The sequence below is a fragment of the Acidiluteibacter sp. genome (assembly GCF_055129545.1).
Genome location: NZ_JBSRUB010000007.1, coordinates 89,614 through 105,752 on the forward strand (window position 1 = coordinate 89,614; position 16,139 = coordinate 105,752).

Here is a 16,139-nt window from a genome sequence, read left to right on the forward strand (position 1 = left end):
TCATGAAATTAATTACCAAAACCAATCGAAACTTTCTAGCGGTATTGCTACTCACATTGCCTATCTCCTTATTTGCTTTGTACCTTACACTGCAATTTTTGATTTATGACGAAGTAGATGAAAAGCTCAAGTTGGATGAGTTAAGAATTATTCAACAATTGGAAAAAGGGATCGAAATTACTTCGATTGAACCCATTATTGAAGTAAAGAAACTGAATCAAATAAAAACGGAAAGAACTGTCATACAAAATAAATATCTATACGATCCTATAGAATCAGAAGAAGAACTTTTTAGAGAAATAGAATCATACCGGATCATCAATAACCAAGTATACCTCATTAAAGTACGGCAATCGATCATCGAAGGAAAAGACTTTTTATTGGCCACCATCTTTACTTTCACTCTAAATCTGATCCTTTTTGCTGTTCTTCTATTTTTCTACAATCAACGATTCTCGAAACAATTGTGGAAACCGTTTTATGCCAACATCAATAAATTAAAGTACTTCTCCCTTTCTGACCCTGAACCTTTGTTGCTTGAGGCATCCAATATAGATGAATTTGAAACACTCAAAAAATCAATTCAAGACATCACGCTTAAGGTTCAAAAGGATTATCAAACGCTAAAAGAGTTTACCGAAAATGCTTCTCATGAAATTCAGACTCCTTTGGCCATTATTTTAATGACGCTAGATGAGATTATTCAAGATGAGCCTTCTGCAGAGAATAACAAACGAATCTATACTTGCTATCAGGCCGCACAGCGACTTTCCAAATTGAATGAGAAACTACTACTGTTGGCGAAATTAGACAATAGCCAATTTAATGAAATTAAAACCATCAATTTCAATGTACTAATCGATAATAAATTGAAGGAGTTCGAAGCTTTTTCGGAAGAGAGTCGCCTAAGTATTTCTATAAATTCAATCGATAAATTTGAATTAGGAATCGACAACACACTAGCGAATATATTAATAACAAACCTATTAACAAACGCAATAAAGCACAATTTAAGAGGTGGAAAAATAGATATCAGATTAGATTCCACCTCATTTAGTATTGTTAATTCCACTGCAGAAATGTGTGATACCAAAGAAATTTTAAACCGATTTAAAAAAGGCAATCAGAAATCAAATTCATTGGGATTAGGATTGGCGATAGTAAATCGCATTGTGGAAACGAGTCAACTAAAAATGGATTTATTCTGCGATGGCACTACTTTTTCAATTAAAATTTCAAAACAATAAGTCTACAGACTTTCTTTAGAATTACAACCTACTTTTGATTCTTAAACAATTAAAAACAACTATTATGAAAAACACCATTGCAACAATTAGTCTAGTCATTGGGTTGTCATTTACCTCTAATGCTCAAGATGTTCCAACAACTATTACCACCTCATTTTCTAAAAAATTCCCTCAAGCAAAAACGGTGAAATGGGAGAAAGAAAATGCGAACGAATGGGAAGCCGAATTTAGAATAGATGGAATAAATTATTCCGCCAACTTTGGTACCGATGGCACATGGAAAGAAACAGAACAAAAAATATTGGTCAATGATTTGCCTAACTCCATCAAAAGCATGATTCTAAAAAGCTATAGCACTTATAAAGCAGAACATGCTGAGATTATAGAGAAACCTGATTTCAAAGGATATGAAGTCGAACTGAAAAACGATGAACAAACAATTCACTTATTACTCGACCATTCAGGAAAAATAGTCAAAGAAGAAGTTGAGAAAGAAGAAGCTGACGATTAAAACAACAACGGATCATTAAAAAATACCAAGCAAACTGTTTGGTATTTTTTTTTGGCTCTTAACTTCAAATAAAAAACAGAATCACCACATAGTTTTACCAAAATAAACAATGAACTATGTCTCTAAACTTCAGAATCACAGTATTTCTTTTTATTTGTTTCACGCCTTTTATTGTTAAATCTCAAACTTCCAGCATTACAATTTCTGGTACTATTGTCGATGACTCTTCTCAAGAAAAGCTTCCTTTCGTTTCCGTGGTAATCAACAAAGCAGATGATTCTACTTTTCAATCGGGAACTATAACAGACATGAACGGTCGATTTACTTTCGAAAATGTGACGCCAGGCAACTACACTTTAACTACTTCTTACATTGGTTATTCCTCAAAATCACAATCCCTATTCGTTGGAAATAAATCTGACTTCATTGCCATTGGTGAAATCCAATTAGAGCCTAGCGTTACTAAATTAGAAGAGGTAATGATTCAAGGAAAACGAGATGCCATTTCCTCCAAGATGGATAAAAAAGAATTCTACCTAGAAGACAATGTTTCACAAAGTGGTGGATCTGCAATCCAAGCGATGGAAAGTTTACCGGGAATCACTATCGTAGATAGTAAAGTAAACCTAAGAGGAAGCGACAAAATAATCATTCTAATTGATGGAAAGCAATCTGCGTTGACTGGTTATGGCGGACAATCAGGGTTAGAAAATATCCCAGCTTCTTCTATTGAACGCATTGAAATTATTAATAACCCAACTTCTAAATACGATGCCAACGGCAATGCCGGAATCATCAACATCATTCTTAAAAAAGAGAAAAAAGAAGGATTCAATGGAAAGTTTGGAGCAACAGCTGGAGTAGGTTCTTTGTGGGTCAGAAGAGAGAACTTACCAACCATAAGCGATCAGTATCAATATACGCCAAAAATTAATCCTTCCTTGTCATTGAACTACAGAAAAAAGAAAATCAATGTCTTTTTGCAAGTAGATAATTTATACACCCAATCTTTAAATAAAAATGAATTTGTAACTAGGACTTATGACGATGGGACGGTTATCAATCAACAAACCAAGCGGAATAGAAACACCAACTTCTTCACTTCTACTTTGGGTCTGGATTGGTACCTCAATGAATCGAATCAAATTACCATTTCAACTTTATTCGGAACGGAACACATTATCGATAAGGGCGAACAGCCATTTTTTAACAATGACCAAGAGCGAACAAGGTTGTGGCAGTTTGTTGAGAATGAATTGAAGACAACCATTATGGGCAAAGTGGTTTACAGTCATCAATTTGCATTGCCCGGAAGAAGTTTGAATTCAAGCTTTAACTACACCTTTCATCGAGAAAACGAGCAATATACCTTTCAAAACACACTGCCCAATTATTCGGGAGAGGAAGCCTTCAAACTCCTTTCGGATGAAAAAGTAGGCGATTTGAGTATTGACTATACCGAACCTTTAAAGTATGGAAAATTAGAAACAGGAGTAAAACTAAGAGTCAGAACCATCCCAACAAATATGCAGTTTTTTCCAAGTGCTCAATCTCCATTAGATACCAATGCAGGAGGAAAAGCAACCTATTCAGAGATTATTCCTGCCGTTTATAGCAATTACTCAGTTGAAAAAAATAAGTGGGATGCCGAATTGGGATTGCGATTGGAATACGTAAAATTAGATTATAAAGTAGACCCCAATCACAACACCTACAAAAGTGATGGATACAATTACTTTCAACCATTTCCGAGCCTACGATTGGGTTATAAGGTGAATTCAGGGAGCAAACTTTCCGTTTTCTACAACCGTCGGATAGATCGTCCTAATGAAGTAGACATTCGAATTTTTCCAAAATACGACGATGCTGAAATCATAAAAGTGGGGAATCCATCTTTGAGGCCACAATACACCAATTCATTTGAACTCGCTCATAAAAAAACATTAAAGAAAGGCTACTGGTACAATTCAATTTTTAGTCGATTTTCGGATGGAACCATCACCAGGATATCATCTACAGCAGATAGTAGTAATTTGATTTATGCCGTCTTTCAAAATGCAGGAAAAAGTAACACAACCGGAATAGAGTCTGTATTCTCTCAAGATATGACGAAATCTATTTCCTATAATTTAGGAGTGAATGTCTATTACAACACAATCGAAGCATTCACGGTCAATAATTTATACCCAACTCCGCAAGTTTTTTCTGCGAATCGACAAAGCATCATTTCTGGAAATGTAAAATTAAACACTACCTTCCACCTGAAAAAACAAATAGATGTCAACATCACTGCTATTTACCTCGCTCCAGACATCATTCCACAAGGAAAAATGGGTGAACGATTCACATTGAATGCCGGACTCAAAAAGTCGTTAAACAATGGCAAAGGAGAACTTTTCATCAATGCTTCAGACTTGCTAAACACAAGTATTATTCGAAAAAATATTCAAGGCAATGGATTCAGTTATCGAAGTACCGATTATAGAGAATCTCAAGTTATCCGAGTGGGATACAAACATCAATTCTAACCTCAATTAAATTAAAAAAATGGCATTAAAAGACGAATTAAGATCACAAGGTAATTTTCTATTCAAAAATAGAAGCTACCTCCCTGTTTTGATTATAGTAGCAGGAATTAGTGTGTTTGTAGACACCAAACTCAACTCCGTAAATAAACCATGGATGGCCTATTATGATGTGGCATGCGTTCTAGTTGGATTTTTTGGTTTGCTCATCAGAATTTTAGCAGTGGGTTACTCTGCTGACAATACCTCTGGTAGAAACACTTCTGCAGGACAAATTGCCGATGACATTAACGCCACCGGTCTGTATTCCATTAGCAGACATCCATTGTATGTAGGCAACTTTTTTATGTGGTTAGGAATCGCCATGTTTACCTTAAACTTTTGGTTTTTGATTGCATTTACTTTCTTGTATTGGTTGTACTACGAGCGAATTATTTTCGCAGAAGAGAGCTTTTTGATTGATAAATATGGAACAAAATACACCGATTATGCAGCCACAGTTCCTGCATTCATTCCTGAATTGAGTAAATGGAAAACACCCAAGAATACTTTCAGTTGGGTCAAAATTATTAGACAGGAGAAAACTGGTATTCTCAACTTGTTCATAATGGTCTATATTTTTAAATCTCTTGGAGAGTTTTTGAATGAAGGCAAATACTACAACCTCAAATCTTATTGGTTTTGGGGCTTAGTCGTTGGAATTATTTGGTACGTTATCATCAAATTGATTCAAAAAAAGACTTCGCTTTTAAATACAGACCGTTAAACACTAATAATATGGAGAATCCAGTCCCTACTCTCAATAAAGTTGCTCAAGTAACTTTATTGTTTTGGATCATGAAAATAGTCGCTACAACTCTTGGTGAAACATTAGGTGACTACCTTTCAATGACGTTAAATCTGGGCTATTTGATTGGTTTTGGAATCACTTTAGCACTATTTACTGTTTTAATATTCATACAGTTGAGCACCAAAGCATATTCTCCACTGAAGTATTGGTTAGTCATAATTTCTACTACTACCCTAGGTACAGAAATATCAGATTTAATGGATAGAACCTTCCATTTAGGTTACACTTTTGGAAGTATTCTTCTATTTTTAGCATTGATATTTACGCTTGCGATATGGTATAAAAAGTACCATTCATTATCGGTCTATCCGATACACTCTAAGTCCAAAGAACTTTATTTTTGGATGGCCGTTTTGTTTTCAAATAGCTTAGGAACTGCTTTTGGCGATTTCATTACGGATAGTTTAAACTTTTCCTATTTAAAAGGCGCAGGGATTACTTCATTTATCATTTTAATCGTCGTAATCCTGCATTGGAAATCCAGTATCAATCCAATCCTACTTTTTTGGATCGCCTTTATATTTACTCGACCGTTTGGGGCCACATTTGGCGATTTTTTAACAAAACCCATCTCAAATGGAGGTTTAGATTTAGGAACCTTAGCAGCGTCCTCAGTTTCGCTAACGCTAATGGGAATACTTATCTACCTTTCTTATAGAAAACAACATAACAAACTAATGACCTAAAAAATGTGCTTATTCTAATTTCATCAGATTTTATTACTTTTAGTGCATTCTGAAAACCAATATGTCTGAAAGCCATCCCATACAAATACGTACACGGTTTAAAGTAAGAACCACCAAAAGTCAATTAGAGATTGAATCTCTGATCAATGCTTTTTTAAAAACCGAAGGGTGCAGTTGTAAAGGAAAAATCAATCACGGGTTTGGAACCATTACCATCCCAAAAACAGAACAGCATTATTGGTCGCCACAGCTGGTCATTTCTATAGAAGAAACAACAGAAGGAACAGAAATGAGAGGATTATATGGTCCTAAACCGTCCATTTGGACCATGTTTGTATTCTTTTATGCAACCATCGGCTTTTCAATTATTATCATTGCAATTATCGGACTCACTAATATTTCTTTGGACAAATCAGCCCAAATTCTGTGGTTGACTCCTGCATTAATTCTTTTGTTTTTGTCGCTTTACTTCACTTCTCATTTTGGTCAGAAAAAAGGACAGGATCAATTACTGATTTTACATAATTTTATAGAAAAAAGTACTGGCTTCACAGTCAACGATCACCTCTAAACACGCACAATAACATGTCATCTGAGAATCAACAATTAGAAACCCTTCAACTCCTCTTCAGAGGACCCAATTTTAAGGAAAAACTAATTGAATCTGCCAATAAGGACAGCAAAGAGTTTAATCGACTGCTTGAGTTGTGCTTGGACAGCAAAGATCAAATTTCTTGGCGAGCTGGTTGGGTATTGAGAGGCTGTTTGAAAAAGAACGACGAGCGACTAAAACCCCATTTATTAGAAATCATACAATCGATAGAAGGAAAAGAAGACGGTCACCAGCGTGAATTGTTAAAAATCTTTGAGGTGTATGACATGGAGGAAGAATTTGAAGGCCATTTATTTGACGTTTGCGCCAATATCTGGGAAGACTTAGAGAAGATTTCTTCGACTCGAATTACCGCAATTAAATTAATGCTAAAAATCGCCAAGAAATATCCTGAACTTCAAAATGAAATTCAATTGTTCATGACAGAAGAGTATACTGAATCCTTGAGTCCAGGCATTAAAAAATCGCTATTGAAATCAATCGATTAAATCGGCAATCATCACTAATCCGTGAATGTCCAGTAGTTTGATTTTCTTCCCTTCTAAGCCAATTAATTTATTCTTTTTAAGATCTGCCAACAGACGAATCACTGCTTCTGTTGCTGTTCCAACCATATTGGCAATTTCTTCTCTGGAGAGCTGAACATCGATGCAATCGTCTTTATCCAATCCAAATGTTTCCTTCAACCACAATAGCATTTCTGCCAACCGTTGCTTGGTCGTTTTCTGTGCCATATTGGTGATCAATTTAGAAGCATTGTCCCAGTTTTTAGCAGTTAACTCTAACATCTTCAAACTAAATTCTGGTTCTTGCTTTATTAATTCAAAGAAATGACTGGCCGGAACAAAACAAATGGAGCAGTCTTCCAAAGCGATGGCTGTAGCACCTAATGCACGCTTACTCAACATCGAATTATACCCCAATATATCTCCTGCTGTAGAAAAACGTACAATTTGCTCTTTGCCACTTTGTCCTATTCGACTAAGCTTAACTTTACCTTTATTGACACAAAAAAGTCCCTTCGAGTAGCTCCCCTCCTTGAAAATAACATCACCCTTAGAATAGAAGTCGCACCCCTTTTCCTCATTGAGTTTGACCAATTGATCGCTATTAAGGCTACAAAAAACAGATTTTTGTCTAGCGCCACATTTTTGACAACTTGGAACCTCTATTTCTTCTTTCATGACAGCTGTTTTAATACCTGACAAATGTCATACTTTTGAACTGATTTAAAAAGGAATTTTGAACCATAATCGGTGTTTAGAGCCAATATAAATAGACATGACTACTTGCTACCATTGTGGAGACCCTTGCCAAGAGGAAACAATTAAAATTGAAGACAAAACATTTTGTTGTCAGGGGTGCCAAACTGTGTATGAAATATTGAATCAAAATGACTTATGCGACTATTACCGATTGGAGCAAATGCCGGGGATATCTCCGAAAGTGCAGAAACAAAACAAATTTGCCTACTTAGAAAACGAAGAAATTCAAGAGCAATTATTGGATTATAAAGACGACTCCATCAGTCGAACGCATTTATACTTGCCACAGATTCACTGTAGCTCTTGTTTGTGGTTGTTGGAGAATTTATACCGATTGCAGCCCGCAGTGCAGCAAAGTCGTGTTAATTTTTTGAAGAAAGAAGTTGTAGTCACATTTTCCAACAAGGATTTTACTCTCAGAGAATTAGTCGAATTATTGGCAAGCTTGGGTTACGAGCCCGAGATCAACCTTGATCGAATAGATCAACCCAAGAAAAAAGCCATCAGTAGGAAACTAGTGTACCAAGTTGGACTAGCAGGCTTTGCTTTTGGAAACATCATGTTGCTGAGTTTACCAGAATACTTTGGGCTAGACCTAGAAAGTTATGAGGAATTTGCCATTTGGTTCGGTTACTTGAATTTACTCATCGCCACGCCAGTGGCGTTCTATAGCGGTTGGGATTATTTCAAATCGGCATGGATTAGTTTGAAAAGCAAGCGACTCAACATTGACGTTCCCATCGCTTTGGGAATATTAGTTTTGTATATTAGAAGCCTTTACGAAGTAGTTTCTCAAACTGGAGCAGGCTATTTTGATTCTTTGTGTGGATTACTGTTCTTCTTATTATTGGGACGTATTTTTCAAGAGAAAACTTATCACCGCCTGTCATTTGAGCGCGATTACAAAGCCTACTTCCCTATTTCGGTCGTACGAATTAAAGACAATGAAGAAAAATCCATTCCAGTCAATGAAATTCAAAAAGGAGATCGAATTCTGATTCACAATGGAGAATTAATTCCTGTGGATGGTATTCTAATTCGCGGAGACGCTCAAATAGACAATAGTTTTGCCACAGGAGAATCTAAACCCATCAGCAAAGAATCTGGAGATCGCATTTATGCGGGAGGACGACAACAAGGAGAAGCCATAGAAATTGAAGCCCTTCGACCGTTATCACAAAGCAAATTGACAAGTTTGTGGAATGATCAAGTGGAACAAGACAAAACCCACAACCATTTCTCTGAAATTACGGACAAAATCAGCCAATGGTTTACTCCAATTATATTGATAGTGGCCATTGTATCAGGCATTTTTCAATGGGCCAACGGAATTCATGCCGTCATTCAAGTGGTTTCGGCCGTTTTGATTGTCGCTTGCCCTTGCGCTTTGGCATTAGCAGCTCCGTTTACATTTGGACACACCACCAGATGGCTGGGGCGTCACAATTGTTATTTAAGGGAATCGGCTGTGGTAGAAGATATGGCCAATCTTAACCACATCGTGTTTGATAAAACAGGAACACTAACCTACAGCAACAACCAAACGATTCATTACATTGGCAAAGCTTTGACGGCTATCCAACAAAATGATGTACACACCATTTTGAGGCAATCAAATCACCCATTAAGTCGGTTGATTTTTAATTCTATCGAACAAGAAAATTGGTCGGCCATTAGCGAATTTGAAGAAATTCCTGCAAAAGGCTTAACTGCAAAAGTGGGCGACGAACATTATAAAATAGGTTCACCGTCTTGGATTGGAATGGACATTCAAAATACCACTGATTCCATTGTGGCGATTTCTATCAATAACCAACCAATTGGCTATTACACCATCTACAACGAATACAGAGAAGGATTGGATACATTACTGAATAAATTGAGCGCATCTTACGGTCTATCTTTAATTTCAGGTGACAATGATGGACAAAAGGATCGATTGATCTCCTTATTTCCAAAAGGGAGTGACTTGATTTTTAAACAAAGTCCGAAAGAAAAAATGGATTACATCGAACAGTTGCAAACTCAAAACTTAAAGGTGATGATGGTGGGCGACGGACTAAACGATGCTGGAGCTTTGAAAAAAAGTAATGTGGGAGTTGCTTTGGCCGAAGATGTCAACGCCTTCTCTCCTGCCTGCGATCTCATTCTATCGGCGGATGCATTCAATCAATTGGAACAAATTTTAGCCTTCGCCAAAAGTGCCAAACGCATTGTGATTGCAAGTTTTATCATTTCATTCTTGTACAACATTGTTGGATTGAGTTTTGCCGTTCAAGGCTTATTGTCGCCTGTAACTGCGGCGATTTTAATGCCAATCAGTTCCATTTCTGTGGTAGGCTTTTCCACGATTGCGGTGTGGTTTGCGAGTAGGAAAGTAAAATGAGAATAACTTGCTGATTATTTCAACCCTCTTTCTTCAAGTATTTTTTTCAGTGCCTCATCATTTTTAGACCGATTCACTATTTTATAGATGAAAAACAATGGGATCAAAGTAAAAAATCCCAATGTATTTTTTACAGTACTGTAAATTATAATTCCAACCAAAAATCCAACTAATAATGCATTTATTACAGCCGTTGATTTCATTTTTTTTGCCTCTATCAATAGTTCTTGATCTGTTAATTTTGAGAGTTCCTCTTGCGTCATTTGTTTCAAGTTTATTTTAAATATAAACGGTTTCCAACGGTAATTTTAACAATTTTCAGCATAAGTTCATTAAAAAAATGAAACAACTCCAATTCTATTCTAAATAGACTTTTAATCCACATGCACTACATTGAACAACCCAATCAATTTAACTTACTATTTAATAGCTATTTGTAAGTTTAAAATTCTAACAAAATTGATGCCCTAATGAAGTTAATTATAGAATAGTACACTATTATAGTTTGAAGACTCAAATCAACGAGCAATAGAGGTTCAAGTTGAATAAAAAGAGGCTTTACAATAATTCTATTCCTAACCCGTTTTTTTAACTCTGCACTTGCACAACATTTAGTAATTTTGAACCATGTCAGGAATGCGATTACCATCATTTTTTAAAAGTAGAGCTGCCAAACAATTTGAGTTTACTCCTCGTTACTACAATGAGTCCAAGGAAGCAATGGAAGATCGAAAAGCTCGAATCAAAGCAGAACTCAATCGAGAAGACAATGCGTCCAATTACAGTAGCGACCATTTAAGAGGAACCCTAAAACAGCAATGGAAAAGCAATAAAAACACTTCCAATTTCACAAGAAAATCGAACACACGAATTTTAATCATATTGGTTGCCTTAATAGGCTTGGCTTATGTGGTGTTAAAGTAAGTTACAACCTCCAATAAAATATAAGAATTCTGCCAAGTAATGCCTTTCGAATTTTGTACTTTTGCACAGCGTTAAACAAAACATTCAATTCGATTCCATTCCATGTCAGACATCATCCAACTTCTTCCAGATTCAGTTGCCAACCAAATTGCAGCTGGTGAAGTTGTTCAACGTCCTGCTTCAGCAGTAAAAGAACTTTTAGAAAATGCAATAGATGCAGGAGCTACGGATATTTGTTTAATAACCAAAAATGCTGGAAAAACCTTAATTCAAGTCATCGACAATGGCAAAGGGATGAGTGCGACCGATGCTCGATTGGCTTTCGAACGGCATGCTACTTCTAAGATTAAATCTGCAGACGATCTTTTTGCCCTGAGAACAATGGGATTTCGTGGAGAAGCATTGGCTTCCATTGCAGCCATTAGTCAGGTAGAATTGAAAACAAAACAAGATGATCAGGATTTAGGAACATACATCGTAATTGAAGGCAGTGTGGTAGACGCGCAAGAACCTTGCTCTACTCAATCAGGAAGTAATTTAAGCATAAAGAACTTATTTTTTAACGTTCCAGCTCGACGTAATTTTCTAAAAAGCAACCCTGTAGAAACCAAACACATCATTGAAGAGTTTTATCGTGTAGCGATGGTCCACCCTGAAGCTTCATTCAAATTTCATTCTGATGGAAGCGAATTGTTTCATTTGCCCAAAGGCAGTTTCAGACAGCGAATTGTCAGTATTTTTGGTGATAAATATAACCAGAGATTGGTTCCTGTTGAGGAGACGACAGACATTGTTAGCATCAGCGGATTTGTTGGAAAACCAGAATACGCCAAGAAGACCAGGGGAGAGCAATACTTCTTTGTAAACGATCGTTTCATTAAAAGTCCTTATTTGAATCATGCCATACAAGCTGCTTTTGATGAACTAGTTACTAAAGATCAGCACCCCTCCTATTTTTTGAAATTAGACATTGATCCCGCACGGATTGACATCAATATACATCCCACAAAAACAGAGATTAAGTTTGAAGATGAACGCTCTATTTATGCCATTATAAGAACTTCGGTTAAACAGGCATTGGGAAAATACAACATTGCGCCAAGCTTAGATTTTGAACAAGAAACGAGCTTTAACGCTTCTTTGCGTGTTCCAGATCAGATTAAAGTTCCCACCATAGAGGTGAACCCGAATTTCAACCCTTTTGAGAACAATCAAAAACCACCGCGACCATCAACTGGAAGCGACAGTTTTAGTGCACAACGACAGCGCGTAGACACCAATTGGCAACAATTATACAGTCAAGCTGATTTTGAAAAAGAATCGACTACTAATAGTATTGAGCCTGAACCCGCAAGTCAAATCATAACTGCAAATTGGGATGACAAACCGACTCAGCATGCCCACAAAATGGTGCAATTGCATCAGCGATACATTATGACCCAAATTAAGTCGGGAGCTGTAATTATCGATCAGCAGCGGGCACATGAACGAATTTTGTACGAACGTTTCATCAAGGCATTAAACGAAAAGAAACACGCTAGTCAGCGGTTGTTATTTCCTGAAACGATTGAGTTTTCAGCTGATGATTACGCCATGATGATAGGCATAGTAGACGAAATCAATCAGTTGGGATTTGAAATTAATGAATTTGGCAAGAATACATTTGTAATCAATGCAGTTCCAGTAGAATTGACCGAAAATAACTTGAAAGGATTATTGGAAAAACTACTCGATCAATTTAAATTGAACAGTGACGATTTGAGATTAGACAAGCGTGAAAGTTTGGCTAGATCGCTGGCGCACAATACGGCTATTAAAAGAGGTAAATTATTGCATGAAGATGAAATGCAGAACTTAATCGACGAATTATTTTCTTGTGAAATGCCCAATAATTTGCCCAATGGAAAACCAATCGTGATTACCTATGGTATTGACGAATTAGATAAACGATTTCAACGCATATGAATTTAAACAGACAATCATTTTTAAGTAATATTCCAGAGGTCGTAAAGAACTTACTGATCATCAACGTAATCATGCTGTTGGCTACGATGGTATTGGAAAGTCAGGGTGTTAACCTGACCAGTATTTTAGGAATCCATCATTTTTCTAGCCCAGAGTTTCAGCCATATCAGTTGGTGACCTATATGTTTATGCACGGTAACTTTATGCACCTATTTTTCAATATGTTCGCCTTATACATGTTTGGAAAAGTATTGGAAACTGTATGGGGGCCAAAACGGTTCTTACTCTATTACATGGTAACAGGAGTTGGAGCTGCCATTATCAATATGATTGTGCAAACTTTTGCCCTGAACGGCCTGGAAGAAGCAGTAAACTATTACATTCAAAACCCGACTCCATCAAACTTTGAGTTATTCCTAGACGATCATGGCGGCGGCGGAAACTACATGCAATTTATAGCAGAATTTACGCAAAATGCACAAAATCAAGAATACATTCAAGCCACCATTTCTAAGGCGAAACAAATATTGTTAATGACCAGAGATATTCCAACAGTTGGTGCTTCCGGATCTGTTTTTGGAATCCTCTTGGCTTTCGGAATGTTATTCCCAAATACTCAATTGATGTTATTGATCCCTCCTATTCCGATCAAAGCTAAATACTTTGTAATCATATACGGAGCCATTGAATTGTATTCAGGAATTAGTAACAACCCTGGAGATAATGTGGCTCACTTTGCGCATTTAGGCGGAATGTTATTCGGTTATTTCTTGATTCAATATTGGAAGAAAGACACCAATCAATTCTATTAGAAACATGAATAAATTTTCATTTCAACAAGTGTTGAAGGGTTATACTGATGCAGATGCAGCTACTCGGTTGATTTACATCAATGGAGCTGTATTTATAGCGCTAAAAATTATTTTAGTCACCTTGTGGCTATTTGCTATCAAAGGTGGCGATGCCAACGATTGGATCATGGACTTCATGGCTGTTCCAACCTATGTTGATAAGCTAATCATGCGCCCTTGGACATTATTCACGTATATGTTCACTCATACAGGCTTTCTCCATCTGATCTTCAACTTGATTGCGCTGTATTTTGGGGGTCAACTCTTCAGCCAATTTCTAGGTCAGAAAAAAGTGTGGAGCGTATACATCAATGGTGGATTAGCAGGTGCAATATTGTACATTATTGCCTACAATTTATTCCCTGTCTTTGGAGAGGTCATTCCCGTATCAAAAGCGATAGGAGCTTCGGCTTCTATCATGGCCATTCTTGCTGCTGTAGCGACTTACGTGCCCAATATGGAAGTGCGCATGTTCTTCATTGGCAACATTAAATTAAAATGGATTGTTATCTTCTTATTTGTTGTAGATGTACTGAGCATCAGTCAAAGTAATAGTGGAGGACACATTTCTCACATCGGAGGTGCTCTTTATGGCTACTTCTTTGCTATACAGTTGAAGAAAGGAAAAGACATCAGCGCATGGATTTGGCCAATTCAACGGTTTTTCAAGAAACTATTTAGTTTCGAAAAAAAGTCGAGAATAAAGGTCACTCACCGCTCTGGCGTTCCAAAATCTGACTACCAGTATAACGCAAACAAAAAACTAGAACAAGAAAAAGTGGATGCCATATTGGATAAAATTTCAAAGTCAGGTTACGATAGTTTAACCAAGGAAGAAAAAAACTTTTTATTTAGCCAAAGCAAATAATGAAATTCAATCCATTTCGATTCCCCTATTCTAGAGTTGTATACGGAATCCTCCTTTTTATATTAGGTTGTGCATTTGCCCTTTTGCCAATGATCCCACTAGGCTATGCCTTTTTATTCGCTTCCTTTTTTCTGTTGGCTAAAAAAATCCCCATCTTTAATAAAGTCATTGTCTATTTTAAAGAAAAAGACAAAAAAGGGCGTTTGATTAAAGTGGAAAAAAAAATCAATCATTTCTTCGGTGATGACGCATAGTGTCTAAATACAATTATAACCAACTCATTAACTGGGAAGTAATCGATATTTATTTAATACTTACTAATCTTTCCCAACTGCTGTTTCTTCTATCTTTGGATTTAAACAATTTTACCTGTGTTAATGAAATCTACCTGTTTTATTAATTTGGTTCAAATGCCTTGGTCCAATATTATTACCTTGAATCAATTTCCCTTCCGTTTTTATGATGAATCTTTCAAATTAGGTCTTTCCAAGTATTATTTTAAAATCTTAATAGTAAATAATTTAATGTAGAAATAACAATTTCTTATTCAAAAGGATATTATTTTTATGAATAGAAACGTCGGAAACAGTCTTAGTTTTCAATTCTGAATACATACATTTACCAACTTTTAACAAAACACTAAGAGTTTTTCAATCGTAATTATGGCATTAAAAGACGAATTAAGATCACAGGGAAATTTCCTATTTAGATATAGAAGTTACTTACCAGTAATCATCATTATCGCAGGATTGACTGTTTTTATCCAAACACAATTAACGACAGAGGCGCCTAGCTGGATCAGCTATTTCAACATTGGTTGTTTTGCAGTAAGTGCCCTGGGGCTCATTATTCGAATTATTGCAGTAGGATATTCTGCCGACAATACTTCTGGTAGAAACACTTCTCAAGGTCAAATTGCTGATGAAATCAATGCGACTGGCCTCTACTCTATTTGTCGTCATCCGTTATATGTAGGTAACTATTTCATGTGGTTGGGGATTGCCATGTTGACATTGAACTTTTGGTTCATAATGGCATTCACCCTGCTGTATTGGTTGTACTATGAGCGTATTATTTTCGCGGAAGAATCCTACTTAATTGATAAATATGGCGACAAATACACCAACTATTCTGCAAACATACCTGCATTTGTTCCTTCTTTCTCAAAATGGAAAACACCTAGTAATTCATTTAGTGCCATAAAAATTATTAGACAAGAGAAAGCTGGAATACTTTACTTATTTCTAATGTTTTATGTATTCAATTCCATTTCTAGCTACCTCTTAACGGAGCAACCTTGCTTCACAGATTGTTATTGGTTTTGGGGGTTAGTATTGGGAATAGTTTGGTATGCTGTTATCAAAACAATCCAGAAAACGACTACTGTATTGAAAGAAGACAGAAAGTAGAATATCTTCTTCTTATGTCATGACTCGATCGATTGTCAA

The 16,139-nt window shown here is 36.4% G+C and carries 16 protein-coding genes; 14 read left to right on the top strand and 2 right to left on the bottom strand.

The genetic code is table 11. From position 1 onward, the window contains the following. The first annotated feature begins 2 nt into the window (after positions 1 to 2). The 7 genes from ACTB0X_RS03100 (at position 3) to ACTB0X_RS03130 (ending at position 6,920) form a co-directional block, all read left to right on the top strand. Positions 3 to 1,247, top strand: coding sequence for a sensor histidine kinase (locus ACTB0X_RS03100; protein ID WP_463023522.1), 1,245 nt, complete (start codon positions 3 to 5; stop codon positions 1,245 to 1,247). A 64-nt stretch (positions 1,248 to 1,311) separates the two neighbouring features. Beyond that, positions 1,312 to 1,758: a PepSY-like domain-containing protein gene (locus ACTB0X_RS03105; protein WP_463023523.1), complete on the top strand. Its 447-nt coding sequence runs from the start codon at positions 1,312 to 1,314 to the stop codon at positions 1,756 to 1,758. Positions 1,759 to 1,874: 116 nt separating this feature from the next. After that, positions 1,875 to 4,286: an outer membrane beta-barrel protein gene (locus tag ACTB0X_RS03110; protein ID WP_463023524.1), complete on the top strand. Its 2,412-nt coding sequence runs from the start codon at positions 1,875 to 1,877 to the stop codon at positions 4,284 to 4,286. A gap of 19 nt (positions 4,287 to 4,305) precedes the next feature. Continuing rightward, positions 4,306 to 5,049 carry a methyltransferase family protein gene (locus tag ACTB0X_RS03115; protein WP_463023525.1) on the top strand — a complete coding sequence of 248 codons (744 nt, stop codon included), beginning with the start codon at positions 4,306 to 4,308 and terminating at the stop codon, positions 5,047 to 5,049. A gap of 11 nt (positions 5,050 to 5,060) precedes the next feature. After that, positions 5,061 to 5,819, top strand: a complete 759-nt coding sequence (locus ACTB0X_RS03120) for a COG4705 family protein (RefSeq protein ID WP_463023526.1) — start codon at positions 5,061 to 5,063, stop codon at positions 5,817 to 5,819. Positions 5,820 to 5,880: 61 nt separating this feature from the next. Further along, the gene (locus ACTB0X_RS03125; RefSeq protein WP_463023527.1) at positions 5,881 to 6,390 is read left to right on the top strand and encodes a hypothetical protein; all 510 of its coding nucleotides are present in this window, start codon (positions 5,881 to 5,883) and stop codon (positions 6,388 to 6,390) included. Positions 6,391 to 6,404: 14 nt separating this feature from the next. After that, on the top strand, positions 6,405 to 6,920 hold the full coding sequence (locus ACTB0X_RS03130) for a hypothetical protein (RefSeq protein WP_463023528.1): 516 nt from the start codon (positions 6,405 to 6,407) through the stop codon (positions 6,918 to 6,920). Here ACTB0X_RS03130 and ACTB0X_RS03135 read toward each other — a convergent pair. Beyond that, positions 6,909 to 7,616 (bottom strand): Crp/Fnr family transcriptional regulator, encoded by a 708-nt coding sequence (locus ACTB0X_RS03135; RefSeq protein WP_463023529.1) that lies wholly within the window; start codon positions 7,614 to 7,616, stop codon positions 6,909 to 6,911. The two genes, ACTB0X_RS03130 and ACTB0X_RS03135, sit on opposite strands and share 12 nt — an antisense overlap. Positions 7,617 to 7,713: 97 nt before the next feature. Between ACTB0X_RS03135 and ACTB0X_RS03140 the strand changes: the two genes are divergently transcribed. Beyond that, positions 7,714 to 10,083, top strand: a complete 2,370-nt coding sequence (locus tag ACTB0X_RS03140) for a heavy metal translocating P-type ATPase (protein ID WP_463023530.1) — start codon at positions 7,714 to 7,716, stop codon at positions 10,081 to 10,083. A gap of 14 nt (positions 10,084 to 10,097) precedes the next feature. Here ACTB0X_RS03140 and ACTB0X_RS03145 read toward each other — a convergent pair whose 3' ends face one another. Beyond that, entirely contained in the window at positions 10,098 to 10,346 is a 249-nt protein-coding gene (locus ACTB0X_RS03145; RefSeq protein ID WP_463023531.1) for an FUSC family protein, read from the bottom strand. A gap of 364 nt (positions 10,347 to 10,710) precedes the next feature. On the opposite strand from ACTB0X_RS03145, the gene ACTB0X_RS03150 reads away from it, so the two are divergent. The 6 genes from ACTB0X_RS03150 (at position 10,711) to ACTB0X_RS03175 (ending at position 16,100) form a co-directional block, all read left to right on the top strand. After that, complete coding sequence (locus ACTB0X_RS03150) at positions 10,711 to 11,007, top strand: hypothetical protein (RefSeq protein WP_463023532.1); 297 nt, start codon at positions 10,711 to 10,713, stop codon at positions 11,005 to 11,007. A 102-nt stretch (positions 11,008 to 11,109) separates the two neighbouring features. After that, positions 11,110 to 12,972 carry a DNA mismatch repair endonuclease MutL gene (gene mutL, locus ACTB0X_RS03155; protein WP_463023533.1) on the top strand — a complete coding sequence of 621 codons (1,863 nt, stop codon included), beginning with the start codon at positions 11,110 to 11,112 and terminating at the stop codon, positions 12,970 to 12,972. Further along, a complete protein-coding gene (locus tag ACTB0X_RS03160) occupies positions 12,969 to 13,784 on the top strand; it encodes a rhomboid family intramembrane serine protease (protein ID WP_463023534.1) in 816 nt (271 codons plus the stop codon). Before mutL ends, ACTB0X_RS03160 begins: the two co-directional genes overlap by 4 nt. A 4-nt stretch (positions 13,785 to 13,788) precedes the next feature. Continuing rightward, on the top strand, positions 13,789 to 14,691 hold the full coding sequence (locus ACTB0X_RS03165; protein ID WP_463023535.1) for a rhomboid family intramembrane serine protease: 903 nt from the start codon (positions 13,789 to 13,791) through the stop codon (positions 14,689 to 14,691). Then, positions 14,691 to 14,945, top strand: coding sequence for a hypothetical protein (locus tag ACTB0X_RS03170; RefSeq protein WP_463023536.1), 255 nt, complete (start codon positions 14,691 to 14,693; stop codon positions 14,943 to 14,945). The genes ACTB0X_RS03165 and ACTB0X_RS03170 overlap by 1 nt, the downstream gene beginning before the upstream one ends. Before the next feature lie 408 nt (positions 14,946 to 15,353). Then, positions 15,354 to 16,100, top strand: coding sequence for a methyltransferase family protein (locus ACTB0X_RS03175; RefSeq protein ID WP_463023537.1), 747 nt, complete (start codon positions 15,354 to 15,356; stop codon positions 16,098 to 16,100). The last annotated feature ends 39 nt before the right edge of the window (positions 16,101 to 16,139 follow it).

What these genes read in the sequence shown, in the direction of transcription:
- ACTB0X_RS03100 (WP_463023522.1), top strand. Translation starts at nt 3, where the DNA reads ATGAAATTAATTACCAAAACCAATCGAAACTTTCTAGCGGTATTGCTA.
- ACTB0X_RS03105 (WP_463023523.1), top strand. Translation starts at nt 1,312, where the DNA reads ATGAAAAACACCATTGCAACAATTAGTCTAGTCATTGGGTTGTCATTT.
- ACTB0X_RS03110 (WP_463023524.1), top strand. Translation starts at nt 1,875, where the DNA reads ATGTCTCTAAACTTCAGAATCACAGTATTTCTTTTTATTTGTTTCACG.
- ACTB0X_RS03115 (WP_463023525.1), top strand. Translation starts at nt 4,306, where the DNA reads ATGGCATTAAAAGACGAATTAAGATCACAAGGTAATTTTCTATTCAAA.
- ACTB0X_RS03120 (WP_463023526.1), top strand. Translation starts at nt 5,061, where the DNA reads ATGGAGAATCCAGTCCCTACTCTCAATAAAGTTGCTCAAGTAACTTTA.
- ACTB0X_RS03125 (WP_463023527.1), top strand. Translation starts at nt 5,881, where the DNA reads ATGTCTGAAAGCCATCCCATACAAATACGTACACGGTTTAAAGTAAGA.
- ACTB0X_RS03130 (WP_463023528.1), top strand. Translation starts at nt 6,405, where the DNA reads ATGTCATCTGAGAATCAACAATTAGAAACCCTTCAACTCCTCTTCAGA.
- ACTB0X_RS03135 (WP_463023529.1), bottom strand. Translation starts at nt 7,616, where the DNA reads ATGAAAGAAGAAATAGAGGTTCCAAGTTGTCAAAAATGTGGCGCTAGA.
- ACTB0X_RS03140 (WP_463023530.1), top strand. Translation starts at nt 7,714, where the DNA reads ATGACTACTTGCTACCATTGTGGAGACCCTTGCCAAGAGGAAACAATT.
- ACTB0X_RS03145 (WP_463023531.1), bottom strand. Translation starts at nt 10,346, where the DNA reads ATGACGCAAGAGGAACTCTCAAAATTAACAGATCAAGAACTATTGATA.
- ACTB0X_RS03150 (WP_463023532.1), top strand. Translation starts at nt 10,711, where the DNA reads ATGTCAGGAATGCGATTACCATCATTTTTTAAAAGTAGAGCTGCCAAA.
- mutL (WP_463023533.1), top strand. Translation starts at nt 11,110, where the DNA reads ATGTCAGACATCATCCAACTTCTTCCAGATTCAGTTGCCAACCAAATT.
- ACTB0X_RS03160 (WP_463023534.1), top strand. Translation starts at nt 12,969, where the DNA reads ATGAATTTAAACAGACAATCATTTTTAAGTAATATTCCAGAGGTCGTA.
- ACTB0X_RS03165 (WP_463023535.1), top strand. Translation starts at nt 13,789, where the DNA reads ATGAATAAATTTTCATTTCAACAAGTGTTGAAGGGTTATACTGATGCA.
- ACTB0X_RS03170 (WP_463023536.1), top strand. Translation starts at nt 14,691, where the DNA reads ATGAAATTCAATCCATTTCGATTCCCCTATTCTAGAGTTGTATACGGA.
- ACTB0X_RS03175 (WP_463023537.1), top strand. Translation starts at nt 15,354, where the DNA reads ATGGCATTAAAAGACGAATTAAGATCACAGGGAAATTTCCTATTTAGA.